Origin of the sequence: Bradyrhizobium sp. CIAT3101, from assembly GCF_029714945.1 — a bacterium.
GTDB lineage: Bacteria > Pseudomonadota > Alphaproteobacteria > Rhizobiales > Xanthobacteraceae > Bradyrhizobium.
In genome coordinates this window covers 6,081,226-6,093,514 of record NZ_CP121634.1, presented here as the reverse complement: position 1 = coordinate 6,093,514, position 12,289 = coordinate 6,081,226, and the positions used below count along the sequence as shown (strand labels likewise).

General features: G+C 64.3%; 11 protein-coding genes and 1 pseudogene. 7 read left to right on the top strand and 5 right to left on the bottom strand.

Annotated elements, in window-relative coordinates:
- Window positions 1-55 precede the first annotated feature (55 nt).
- The 4 genes and pseudogenes from QA645_RS28800 to QA645_RS28785 all read left to right on the top strand — a co-directional run.
- Window positions 56-328: pseudogene (locus QA645_RS28800) on the top strand (CorA family divalent cation transporter); the annotation flags it as partial.
- Window positions 329-553: 225 nt separating this feature from the next.
- Window positions 554-1,639, top strand: coding sequence for a cytochrome c peroxidase (locus QA645_RS28795; protein WP_283044826.1), 1,086 nt, complete (start codon window positions 554-556; stop codon window positions 1,637-1,639).
- A gap of 17 nt (window positions 1,640-1,656) precedes the next feature.
- On the top strand, window positions 1,657-1,977 hold the full coding sequence (locus tag QA645_RS28790) for a plastocyanin/azurin family copper-binding protein (protein ID WP_283044825.1): 321 nt from the start codon (window positions 1,657-1,659) through the stop codon (window positions 1,975-1,977).
- Between the two features lie 84 nt (window positions 1,978-2,061).
- Window positions 2,062-3,720 carry a methyl-accepting chemotaxis protein gene (locus tag QA645_RS28785; protein WP_283044824.1) on the top strand — a complete coding sequence of 553 codons (1,659 nt, stop codon included), beginning with the start codon at window positions 2,062-2,064 and terminating at the stop codon, window positions 3,718-3,720.
- Window positions 3,721-4,023: 303 nt separating this feature from the next.
- Here the strand turns inward: QA645_RS28785 and QA645_RS28780 are convergent, their stop codons facing one another.
- A complete protein-coding gene (locus tag QA645_RS28780) occupies window positions 4,024-4,644 on the bottom strand; it encodes an alpha/beta hydrolase (RefSeq protein WP_283044823.1) in 621 nt (206 codons plus the stop codon).
- Entirely contained in the window at window positions 4,641-5,579 is a 939-nt protein-coding gene (locus QA645_RS28775; protein WP_283044822.1) for a ring-cleaving dioxygenase, read from the bottom strand. Before QA645_RS28775 ends, QA645_RS28780 begins: the two co-directional genes overlap by 4 nt.
- A gap of 131 nt (window positions 5,580-5,710) precedes the next feature.
- Here QA645_RS28775 and QA645_RS28770 point away from each other — a divergent pair, with 131 nt between their 5' ends.
- From QA645_RS28770 to QA645_RS28760, 3 genes are all read left to right on the top strand, one after another.
- Entirely contained in the window at window positions 5,711-6,664 is a 954-nt protein-coding gene (locus tag QA645_RS28770; RefSeq protein ID WP_283044821.1) for a LysR family transcriptional regulator, read from the top strand.
- Between the two features lie 122 nt (window positions 6,665-6,786).
- Window positions 6,787-7,119 carry a hypothetical protein gene (locus QA645_RS28765; RefSeq protein WP_283044820.1) on the top strand — a complete coding sequence of 111 codons (333 nt, stop codon included), beginning with the start codon at window positions 6,787-6,789 and terminating at the stop codon, window positions 7,117-7,119.
- Window positions 7,116-7,430, top strand: coding sequence for a hypothetical protein (locus QA645_RS28760; RefSeq protein ID WP_283044819.1), 315 nt, complete (start codon window positions 7,116-7,118; stop codon window positions 7,428-7,430). The genes QA645_RS28765 and QA645_RS28760 overlap by 4 nt, the downstream gene beginning before the upstream one ends.
- Window positions 7,431-7,606: 176 nt before the next feature.
- On the opposite strand, the gene QA645_RS28755 is transcribed toward QA645_RS28760, so the two are convergent.
- Genes QA645_RS28755 through QA645_RS28745 form a run of 3 tightly spaced genes read right to left on the bottom strand, consistent with a single transcriptional unit; the run spans window position 7,607 to window position 12,276 of the window.
- Window positions 7,607-8,485 carry an alpha/beta hydrolase gene (locus QA645_RS28755; protein ID WP_283053386.1) on the bottom strand — a complete coding sequence of 293 codons (879 nt, stop codon included), beginning with the start codon at window positions 8,483-8,485 and terminating at the stop codon, window positions 7,607-7,609.
- Between the two features lie 54 nt (window positions 8,486-8,539).
- On the bottom strand, window positions 8,540-11,236 hold the full coding sequence (locus tag QA645_RS28750; protein WP_283044818.1) for a hybrid sensor histidine kinase/response regulator: 2,697 nt from the start codon (window positions 11,234-11,236) through the stop codon (window positions 8,540-8,542).
- The gene (locus QA645_RS28745; protein ID WP_283044817.1) at window positions 11,233-12,276 is read right to left on the bottom strand and encodes an ABC transporter substrate-binding protein; all 1,044 of its coding nucleotides are present in this window, start codon (window positions 12,274-12,276) and stop codon (window positions 11,233-11,235) included. The genes QA645_RS28750 and QA645_RS28745 overlap by 4 nt, the downstream gene beginning before the upstream one ends.
- Between the last annotated feature and the right edge of the window lie 13 nt (window positions 12,277-12,289).

Below are 12,289 nucleotides of genomic sequence, written 5' to 3'. Positions count from 1 at the left end.
AGGTGGCCGTCCGACGACAGCCTCGAAAACGGCATGTGCGTGTTCACCCGCCTGCGACTACGAGACGCGATTGTCGGACAAGATCCGGCTGCTGCTCGATGCGGTGCTGGGCTTCATCAACATCCAGCAGAACGAGCTGTTCAAGATCCTGACGATCGTCTCCGTGGTCGGCGTGCCGCCCACGATCCTGGTCGGTGTCTGGGGCATGAACTTCAAGAACATGCCGGAGCTGAGCTGGACGTTCGGTTATCCGTTGTCGCTGTTGGCCATCATCGCGAGCGGCGTGCTGCCCTTGATCTGGTTCAAGCGGCGCGGCTGGTTCGAGTGAACGCGACACGGCAGCCCGGTCGTTCGTCCTGTCATCGATACCGCGCCACGTCCCGGTTGTTGCCGATTCTTCCTGCACTTTCTGCTTGCGGAATTGCCGAAAATCGACAAGGCCGCACCATTCTTATTTAATGATTTGCCGATACGTTCGTCATGTTTCTGAACGGATTCGTTTCGTTGCGGATTTTTCGGTGTCGCAAATGACACCCTTCTGGGGGGAATTTGCATGCCGGCGCCGGGCTCCTTTCGCGCGTGCATTGTTGCCGGAACGATCGCATCGGCCGTGCTCGGCGCTCTCGGTTTCAGCACGATCGGTTATGGCGCCGCCGTGGTCGGTGAAAGCCGCAAGGTCGAGATCACACAGAAGGCGCCGAGCGGCATCGACGCGCTGAAGTCGCAGTACCGCAGGCCCGCCTCGATCCCGTTTCCGAAGGACAATCCGTATACGCCCGAGAAGGCCGCTCTCGGCAAGAAGCTCTATTTCGATACGCGCCTGTCGGTGAGCTCCGCGCAGTCATGCGCAAGCTGCCATAGTCCCGGTTTCGGTTGGGGCGACGGGCTCGCGGTCGGCGTCGGTCACGGCATGGCCAAGCTCGGCCGCCATTCGCCGACAATCGTCAACGCCGCCTGGAGCGCAATCTTCATGTGGGACGGACGGCTTCCGACGCTCGAAGAGCAGGCGCTCGGTCCGATCCAGTCGCCCGGCGAGATGAACATGAAGCTCGACGATCTGATGGCGCGGCTGGCGAGCATTCCCGAATACAAGCCGATGTTCGAGGAGAGCTTTCCCGGGCAGGGCTTGAAAGCGAAGACGCTGGCGCAAGCGATCGCCACCTATGAGCGCACCGTGGTCTCGGAGCGCGCGCCGTTCGACTCCTGGATCGAAGGCAACGAAAAGGCCATCTCCGAAGCGGCCAAGCGCGGGTTCGCCGTGTTCAACGGCAAGGCGCAATGCGCCGCGTGCCACGAGGGCTGGAACTTCACCAATGAGGGTTTTCAGGATATCGGGCTGCCGAGCAGCGATATCGGCCGCGGCGAATATCTGCGCGATGTCATCAAGATGCAGCACGCGTTCAAGACGCCGGGCCTGCGCGAGATCGACCGTCGCAGTCCCTTCATGCATGACGGTTCGCTCGCCACGCTCGAAGCCGTCATCGATCATTATGATCATGGCGGCGTGGACCGTCCGAGCCGATCCGATCTCATGCGTCCGCTCGAGCTGACAGCGCAGGACAAGGCCGACCTCGTCGCATTCCTCAAGACGCTGACCAGCAATCTCGAACCCACGGCCGTGCCGGTCCTCCCACGCTGAACTCGAAGGATACTTCCATGCGCACAATCGCTCTGTTTACTTGCGTGATCGCCGCCGGCTTCTCGGTCGGCGCCTATGCCGCCACCGAGGTGATCCACCAGCAGGGGCGGGTTTTCTCCACCGAGAGCGTCTCGGTCAAGAAAGGTGACGCCGTCACCTTCCTCAACGACGACACCGTTCCGCACAACATCATGTCCGCCACCAAGGGCAACGAGTTCAATCTGGGATCGCAGGCGCCCGGCACTTCGACGGATGTCACCTTCAAGGAGGCGGGCGATGTGCAGGTGATCTGCGCCATTCATCCGCGCATGAAGATGATGGTCAAGGTGACGGACTAGAATTTTTGTTTGACGCGTTTTCTTCACGCGAACCGGTACCCACTTCGCTCGAAAACGCTCTAACCGAAGCGCCGGAGATTGACGATGTCGATACGCTACAAGATTTTCGGTGCCTTCAGTGTCGTGCTTCTCCTGGCCTGCGGCATCGCGTTCTATGGCATTCGCGCCATCGGCAATTCCGGCGACATGGTGGTCCGTCTCTATGACGGCCCATTGATGGGGATCAACCACGCGCGTTCCGCTCACGCGGCGTTGCACGAGGCGCGCCTGATGCTTCAGCGAGGCTTGGTTGCGGGCAGCTCCCGCGAAACAGTCGCAAAGTTCGAGTCGCTGATCCGCGAGAGTGCCGAGGACCTGAACGTCGTGCGTGAACGCGCCGCGACGCCCAACGTTTCTGCTGCCCGCGAGAAGACCGAAAGCCAGCTCAGGGACTGGTCGACCGCCGCGCTCAAAATCCTGAAGCCGTCGCCCGGTGGCGCGACGGAGATTCCGACCAGCTTCCTGCTGGCGGAGCAAGGCGATCGGCTGATGGCCTCGATCGACGACCTGGTCGAGCTGGTGGCCGCGTACGGTTATGAATATCGGATGGCGGCGGAGAAAGACGTGGAGGCGGCCCGCACGACGATGCTGTCGGTCGCCGTCGGAACCGTCGCGATCGGGCTGATGATCGCGCTCGCATTCTCGTACTCGATGAGCCGGCCGATCTCTGCGGCGGTTCGGGTCGCCGAACGCGTCGCCGCCGGCAATTTCACCGATGATATCGCGGTGCGTCGTCGCGATGAGCTCGGGCGCCTGCTGAAGTCGCTCGCTGTCATGCAGGCGAGCCTGAAGACCCGTGCCGATGACGATCTGGCATTGATCGCTGCCAAGGACCAGAGCAGTGCGGAGCAGTCCGGTCATCGGCAGCGTCTGGAGGCCGAGATCGATGCCTTCCGTTCCGCTTTCAGCGAGGTCATGAGCAACACCGCTCGCATGACCGGCGAGTTGACGGACACCGCACAGGGGCTCGCCTCCGCCGCAAGGAATGCGGGCACGCAGTCGAACGAGGCGGCTTCGACGGCGAAGGAGACCTCCGCGAACGTCCAGACGGTGGCGTCGGCTGCAAGTCAGCTCGGCCAATCCGTCCAGGCCATCACGTCCCAACTGGCGGATGCGACCACCATCGTGCAGCGTGCATCCGGCATGGCGGAAGCCGCCAACCAGACCATCGGCAGGCTCGCCAGTGCCGCCCAGCAGATCGACGAGGTGGTCGGCTTCATCAGGACCATCGCAGGGCAAACCAATCTGCTCGCGCTCAACGCCACGATCGAAGCGGCACGGGCCGGCGAAGCGGGCAGGGGCTTCGCGGTCGTCGCGTCGGAAGTGAAGGCGCTGGCGACGCAGACGGCAAAGGCGACGGAGGAGATTTCGAGCCAGATCACCGAGGTGCAGTCGGCGACGCGAGAGGCCGTCGACAATGTCGGTGCCATCGCGTTGATCATCGGCGATATCGACGGCTTCACCGGCAGGATCGCGGCTGCGGTCAGCCAGCAAAACGCGGCGGCCGGCGAGATCTCCAGGAATATCGGGCAGGCGGCGTCGGGCACCGCCCTGGTCGCGCGCAGCATCGCCGGAACGGCCGAGGCGACCGACAACGCCAATCGCACCGCCGACGTCGTTCTTGCCACGGCTCACGACCTGTCCAGCCAGGCCACGCAGTTGCGTTCGTCGGTGGATCGCTTCCTGTCGAACGTTGCGGCGTAGGCGCGACGGAGTCGGGTTCGATCGGCGTCCACCGTCACCTCTCCCCGACGGGGAGAGGTCGGATTGCGCCCGGCGATGCGAAGCATCGTCCAGCGCAATCCGGGTGAGGGGCCGCGGCACCCAGTGAAACCAGAACCCCTCACCCGGATCGCATCTTCGATGCGCTCCGACCTCTCCCTGTGGGAGAGGTGATCTGAGCTCTCGGTGCGCACCGATCTAACCAAATGCGTTCCGCTTCAAGCGAACAGGGTTAGTTTAACTGAAGACGGCGCACCGTCCGAAGACGATGCGCCGCTCATTGGTTCATGCCGCCTTTGCCTCGACGCTGCCGATCCAGTTGCGGGCGAGCGTCACGTCGGTTTGCGACAATTGATGGCCGGCCGGCAGGACCTTGTGGTCGACACGCGCGCCCGCTTCCGACAACAGCGCCGCAAGCTTGGCCGAGTTACTCGCCGGCACGATCGGGTCGGCTTGCCCGGACAGCAACAGAACGGGCTTGCCGCCAAGCTCAGCCTTGGGCGGATCAGACAGCGGCACCATCGCGCGCAGCAGGATCGCGCCTGCGAGCACCTCCGGCTTCAGCAGCAACAACGCGGCTGCGATGTTGGCGCCATTGGAGAAGCCGACCGCAATGGGTGCGGCGATGCCGTATTGCGTCCGTGCGTCGGCGACGAGCTCGCCGAGCTCGAGCGCACGCCGGCGCACGTCCTCCTCGTCGAACACGCCTTCGGCAAGGCGACGGAAGAAGCGCGGCATGCCGTGCTCGAGCACGCGGCCGCGCGGCGAGAGCAAGGCGGAGCCGGGCGAGATCATCCCGCCGAGGCCGAGCAGATCGTTCTCGTCGCCGCCGGTGCCGTGCAGCAGCAACAGGGGTGGGGAGCCCGCGCTGGTCGCGGGCTCGAAGCGATGGATGAAGTCGGTCATGACGCGGTCTCTTCCAAATTCGGCAGGACGCCCTCGATCTGCTTGCGATGCTGTTCGAGGAAGCTCGGCAGCTTCAGGTCGCGTCCGAGCGTCGCGACGGGTTCGTCCACGGCGAAGCCGGGGATATCGGTCGCGATCTCGAACAGCACGCCGCCGGGTTCGCGGAAATAGATCGAGCGGAAGTAGTTGCGGTCCCTCTGCTCGGTCGGGTGCAGGCCGTGATTGCTGACGAGCTTTTGCGCCATCTTGCCCTGCTCGGCATCATCGGCCGCGCGGAACGCGATGTGGTGCACCGAACCTCCGCCCTGGTGTCCGCGCAAAAAGCCCTTCGCTTCGTAGATGTCGACGACGCTGCCTTCGACGTCGCCCGGCGCCTTGAAGCGGATCACCGAGCCTTCGCGCCCGGTCTCCTTGAAGCCGAACACGTCGGTGAGGACGGCGGCCGTCTTCGTCGCGCTGTCGAGCAGCAAGGTTACGCCGTGGAAGCCGCGGATCGCGTGCTCGGCCGGCACGTCGCCATTGCTCCAGCCGGGCTCGTTCTCGGCGCCGGGGACGCCGACGAGCGCGAGCGCCATGCCGTCAGGATCGGTGAACGGCAGCACGGATTCGCCAAAGCGCTTTTCCAGCGCCTCGTAAGCGATGCCCTTCTCGATGAAGCGCTGCGTCCAGTAGCCGAGCGAGCGCTGCGGCACGCGGAAGGCGGTCTGATGGGTCTCGCCGACGCCGCGGCGGCCCGGCGACACGCCGGCCCACGGGAAGAAGGTCAGGATGGTGCCGGGGCGGCCGGTCTCGTCGCCGTAGTAGAAGTGATAGGTGCCGGGATCGTCGAAATTGACCGTCTTCTTGACGAAGCGCAGGCCGAGATCCCTGGTGTAAAAGCCGAAATTGCGGATGGGGTCGCCGGCAATCGCGGTGACATGGTGCAGTCCAGACATGGTCGTCCTCCTGAAAATCGGGGAGCGGGTCTTGCTCTGGGAGGAAATATCGTTCCGCTTTGGATTGGAGACAATCCATGCAAATATGACGTCTATGTCTACGATTTGGAAACAATCCACGGGGCGGGCCCATGGATAAGGTCGCCAGCCTCCGGGCCTTCGTCAAAGTGGTCGAAAGCGGCAGCTTTGCCGAGGCCGGCCGGCAGTTGCGGCTGTCGCGCTCGGCGATCAGCAAATACATCGCCGACCTTGAGGAGAGCCTCGGTGTCCAGCTTTTGAACCGGACCACCCGCCACGCCAGCCCGACCGAGAACGGCCAGCGCTATTTCGAGCGGGCCGTCGTCATCCTCTCGGAGATCGAGGCCGCCGACCAGGCGGTGTCGCAGGCGCAGTCGGCGCCGCGCGGGCTGTTGCGTGTCAACGCGCCGATGTCGTTCGGCACGATGCGGCTGGGGCCCGTTCTCGCTGAGTTCATGGAAGCGTACCCGGAGCTTCAGCTCCAGATCGTGCTCAGCGACGACCTGCTCGATCCCGTCCAGGATGGCTTTGACGTGACGCTGCGCATCGCGGAGCTGGAATCCTCGAGCCTGATCGCGCGAAAAATCATGCCGGTGGCGCGCATGATCTGCGCCTCGCCGGATTATCTCGCGCGCCACGGCACGCCAAGGCATCCGCAGGATCTGCGCGAGCACGCATCGCTCACCTACGGCTTCCTGCTGACCGGCAATCAGTGGAAGCTCACCGGCAAAGATGGCGATCACTGGATCCAGCCGGCCTGGTCGCTCTGCGTCAACAATGCCGAGGTGCTACGCGACGCCGCGATCAAGGGCAGGGGCCTCGCGCTGCTGCCCGAGTTCATCGCGGCCGATGCGTTGCGGAAGGGTGACCTGCGGACCGTGCTGGACGATTATTCCGCGCCGCCGCTTTCGCTTTATGCGGTCTATCCGCCGACGCGGCATTTGTCGGTGAAGGTGCGGCTGTTCATCGATTTTCTGGTCGAGCGGTTTGGGCGGGAGGAGGGGGAGGCGCGGGGACACGGTGAGGCTGGGGTGAACGCGTCCTTATGGGGGCCTGCCGATGTCTGACGGGCCGCGAACAGGAGCCAGGAAGTGGGGCGTGCGGCGACTTGGCTTTTGGACCGGAAGGCGGCATGGATGATATGTAAATGGCCACCAACTTGTGGTGTTGCATCTGAGACTTAGCCATCATGACACGAGATCACGAGGCCATCGAACGAGTTCGATCCGATGGTCAGCGGAAGACCTTTGCGATTAATCCCGACAGAGAGCTTAAAGTTGCCTTCCTGATCCGCGGTGATGATTGGCGTCCTCTGAGAGCATCATGGTGGCATGGTAAGGATGTCTCGATTATTGGCGCCGACCTCGACGGCAACTTCATCCTTCGCCATTGCGACGAATCAGTCCGACTCTGGGATCATTCAGAGCAAACGGACGAAGTTATTGCATCCGGCGTGGTGGAATTTTGCGATCATCTGGGACCGCCATTCGAAACGAGGGTACCTCAGGCCGCACCAAAATGACCATTTTGACAATAGAACTCGATGCCAGCAATTGGAAAACCGCTTGCGATTTTCGATCAGCCCTCAAGGCAGCAATAGGGGCGCCGGAATGGCATGGTGATATTGTGGGCGCCTTCTTGGATTCAATTTTCGGGGGCGGCATGAACGCGATCAAGCCTCCTTACGTCATCAAGGTCGCAAATGCGGCCCACCTCGCACCAGAGCTCAGGGAACTGATCCGCGATCTTTCCTCAGCGATGAAGGATACGCGAATGCGTCGGCTCGCTCGTACAGGTGAGGACGTTGCGGCTAGTCTTGAAATCGCGAATTAGGAAACGCGCGACTCTGAAATTATCGCGACCGCTGATTGCTCGTCTACTCGAGTCGGCTGCCTATAGCGGCATTCCGCGTGAAGTCGGTTTGGGATTACAACCGGAAGCCACGCGCGGCTCGGGGCGTCCGATGAGGGAAAACGCCGAACTGAGACATCTCAGCTCGGCTCGTCGTCCTATTTCTTGCCGTCGAGAAACGCGCGCACCGCCTTGATGGTCGCCGCCGGATCTTCCTCCATCAGCCAGTGCCCGGCGCCGGGAATGACGACCTCGGTGACATCGGTCGCCGCGTTCCGCATCACGACCGCTTCCATCTTGCCGAACGACTTTTCGCCGCCGACGGCGAGTACGGGGATGGTCAGCTTGGTCGCGATTGCCTTCTTGTTGTCCTCGGCGTCGGTGCGGATCGCCCTGAACTGCGCGAAGGCGGAATGCATCGCGCCCGGCCGTGCATAGAGCTCCGCGTAGTGACGGCGCGTCGCCTCGTCGACCTTGGAGGGCGTGCCCGCAAATTCATTCCAGAAGCGGTCGAGGTAGATGCGTTCGCGGCCCTTGACCAGCCGCTCCATGTCGGGGCCGCCGAAATCGAAGTGCCAGAGTTGCGGGCTGCGGACGACCTCGTCCCAGGGCGGCACGCCCGGCACGGGGGCATCCATCACGACCAGCTTTTCGGTGAGGTCGCGATAGCGCGCCGCATAGGCATAGGCCACCATGGTGCCGATGTCGTGTCCGACGACGACAGCCTTGTCGATGTTGAGCGCCTGCAGGACGGCGCGCATGTCGGCCGCCTGATTCCATTTATCGTAGCCGCCGTCCGGCTTGTTCGAGAGGCCCATGCCGCGCAGGTCCGGCACGACCACGGTGTGATCGCGCGCGAGGTCCGCGCCGAGCCTGGCCCACATGTCGCCGGTATCGCCAAAACCGTGGATCAGGATCACCGCGGGTCCCTTGCCGCCGACCCGCACATGGATCTGCGTGCCGTTGGCCGGGATGGTTTTGGTCCGGAAGCTGGACGGGAACTGTTCCTCGGCGCGGGCGGCGGGCGCGAGCAGCATGAGGAGAATGGCGAGACATCTTGCGCGCACGGGCGGCCCCTATGATTCAGGATTTCAGGACGTAACCGTACGTTCCTGGGCTGGTGCGAGCATATTGTCCAGCGCGCTGATCGATGCGTCGCGAAGCGCGGCCAGCTCGCGCGCCGCATCCCGGCATTCGTCGGGCGACATCGTCGGCGCCGTCAGCTCGATGTCGCGGCAGCGCTCGAACAGGTGGACGAGGCCCAGCGCGCTCGCCGCGCTGCCGAGCTGATGCGCGGATCGTGCGAGCTGATTGTGGTCGCCGGACGCGGCGGCCGCAGTGATATCGGCGATCAGTTTTTCGCTGGTCTCCTGCAGCAGATGATGGAGCTTCGCGATCTGCGTCGGTCCGAGCAGCTCCTTCTGGTCGTCGAGAAAATTCCGGTCGATCAAGGCGCCGGCCGCAAGCGGTGCGTCGGTCGCGCCATCCCCGGATTCATCCTCGATCGCCTCGCGAAGCGCGTTGATCAGGATCGGCTTGCTGACGACCCTGGCGATTCCTGCGGCTGCGAGCCGCTCGCGGGTGCTGCGCGAGACGTCGGCGGTCACGACGATGATCCGCGGCATCGGCTGCAGCGAAAGCTGTCGAATGCGTGCGGCCGCTTCCACGCCATCCATGTCGGGCATGTGCAGATCCATCAGGATGACGTCGAATGCGTGGTCGCGCGCGAGCGCCACCGCTTCCGCGCCGTTCCTGGCGATCGCGCAGAGGTGGCCGAGCCGGTTCAAAATGGCTTCGCCGACCTCGCAATTGACGGGATCGTCGTCGACCAGCAGCACGTGGCGCTGCCGCGATGGCGGCGCAATCGCGCCTTGCGCGATGCCGCTGGCGGCGTCACGAAGCGGAACGAGCAGCGTGAACACGCTGCCCTGGCCGGGCGTGCTCTCCACCGTCAGCTCGCCGCGCATCAGCCGGGTGAGGCGACGCGCGATCGCAAGCCCGAGGCCGGTGCCGCCGAACCGCCGCGCGATGCTGTCGTCGGCCTGCACGAAGTCCTCGAAAATCCGCTCGTGCATGTCGGGCGCGATGCCGATGCCGGTGTCGCGAACGACGACGCGGAGCAGCGCATCGTCGTTTCGCCGTTCGGCTGTCGCGCTCAGGGAGATGCCGCCGCTCGGGGTGAACTTGATGGCGTTGCCGATCAAGTTGAGCAGGATGCGATTGAGCCTGACGGGATCGCCGTGCACGGAGGTGCCGATCGTCGCATCGCAGTCGAGGTCGAAGCTCAGTCCCTTGCCGAAGGCTTGCGGCCGCATCAGATCGGCGGCGGTCTCGATCAGCTGGTCGAGGCGGAAGTCGCGCGTCTCCAGCGTTTCGGCGCTGGCTTCGAGCCGGGCATATTCGAGAATGGCATCGACCAGCGCGATCAGCGTTTCGCCCGAGGCGGCGGCGGTTGCGAGGTGGCGGCGTTGGACCTCACTGAGCCTGCCGTCGTCGAGCAGCTGCAGCACGCCCATGACGCCGTTGAGCGGCGTGCGCAGCTCGTGGCTGACCACGGCGAGGAAGCGCGATTTGGTTTCGTTGGCCGCAACCGCGACGCTGCGTGCGCGCTCGGCCGCATCGTGCTCGGCCAGAGCCTGGTCGCGCGCCTTCTCGAGCTCTGAGGTCCGTTCGATGACCTTCCGCTCCAGCGTGGCATAGGATTCGCGCAAATGCGCGGCCATCCGGTTGAACTGGTCGCCGAGCGCCTCGAGCTCGTCACCCGTCCTGATCGCGAGCCGCAGTTTGAGATCGCCGCTCTCGATCCGCCGCGCGCCCTGCGTCAGCAGCTGGATCGGCACGGTCATGCGCCGGCTGAGCCAGAGCGACACGAGAGCCGCGATGACCAGCAGCGCGACCAGCAGGAACGTCGACCGTCCGATCGAGGCGTAGATCGGCGCGTAGGCTTCGCTGAGCGGAAGCTCGACGAACACCAGCCAGCCGAGCGAGGGGACCGTGGCATAGGTCGACAGCACGCGTTGTCCGGAAAAATCCTCCTTGACCAGGCCGCCGGTGGGCGGCCCGACTCCGTCGAGCGCGGCGCGCACATCCGGATGCCGTGACAGATCGCTGCGGCGGAGCGCCGGCCACAGATCGGGATGTGCGATCAGCACGCCCAGCCGATCGACCACATAGGCCTTGCCGGTGTTGCCCACCCTGATCCCGGCGACGAGATCCCAGATGAAGCGCAGATTGACCTCTGCGACGACCACGTTGGGTGTGCTGCCGACGCCGCGGGTGGCGATCGTCATGTAGGGCTCGGTATCGCCGAAGAAATAGACCGGCCCGTAATAGGCCCGGCTTTCATTGGCGCCGCGGAACGACGCAAAGGAAGAATGGTCGGCGTTGCTGCCGATCCTGTCCGCGACGCGGCGCGACACCCGCACCTGCTCGCGGCCTTGCGCATCGAGCTCGGTCAATTCGGCGATCGCGGGCGAGAGGCGCATCAGGCGGATGGCGTTGAGGCGCACGTCCTCGTTGGTCGAGAGTTCTGCGGGCAGGCGGGCAAGCCATCTGATCTGGTTTTCGATCTGGCCGACGAACTGGCCGATCTGGATGGCCGCGCTTGCGGCCTGCTCGCGCTGGGTCGCGGCGAGAAGCTGCTTCTGCTCGCGATAGGAGAACCAGACGTCGAAGCCGGTGTTGATGGCGAGCACGGCAAAGGCGAGGGCGACGATCGAGTAGAGATATTTGCGGAAAAGCCGGCCCGGAGGCGTTCGCAGATGTCCCTGGTCGACCGCCTCGTTCACTCGCGAATCTCGTCGGCGCGCACGAGCAGCGTGAACGGGATCGTCAGCCCGAGCGCGTTGGCAACGGTGCGGTTGATCAGGAGCTCGTACTTCCGCGGCGATTGCACCGGCAGATCGCCGGCCTTGGTGCCGCGCAGGATGAGATCGACGTAATCGGCCGAGCGCACCTCCAGCGTCGGCCCATAGCTCATCAGCCCGCCGGCATCCATGAAGTAGTGGAACGGATAGATCATCGGCACGCGATATTTCGCGGCCGTTGCGACGATCGCCTGCCGGTTCACCACCAGAAAGCTGTCGACGAGCGAGATCATCGCCGCCTTCGGCGGCTCGGCGAAACGGCTGATCGCGCCGTCGATTTCGGCCGCCGTGCTGATCGGCGTGACCACCACGGTCACGCCTGCGGCCGCGGCCTCCTGCTCGACGGAATCGAGGTAGAAGCGCCCGGCGCGAGGAGTGCTCGCCGGATTGAACAGGACGCCGACGCGCTGAATATCCGGCACGGCCTCCCTGATCAGCTGAAGCCATTTGCCGCCCATCTCGGGCGTGCTGCTGGTGAAGCCCGTGATGTTGCCGCCGGGATGAGCGAGGCTCTGGACGAAGCCATTGCCGATGGGGTCGTTGGATGTCGCGAAAATGATCGGGATGGTCTTGGTGGCCGCCATGATGGCTGCGGTTTCGACGGTCGAGCCGGTGAGGATGACATCCGGCTTGAGGTCGATGAGCTCCGTGACCGCGGCCTTCATCTTGTCCGGACCGCCGAAGCTCGAGCGGACCTCGAAACGGTAGTTGACCCCTTCGACCCAGCCACGCTGCCTCAGGCCGGCGATCAGCGCGCCGAGGCGCGTGGTCGAGCTTTCGGTCATGTTGCGTCTGGTCAGCTCGTCGTCGAGCGACAGGCTGGTGATCGAGGCGACGATTCGCATGCGATCCGACGTTGCGCCGAGCGCAAAGAAGCCCGCGGCGGTTGCGCCCGCAAGGCGAATGAAATCGCGGCGGGCGACCGCCGGCACAACGCGGGCAGGTGCGGGCCGTTCAGTCATGAAATGTTTCGCA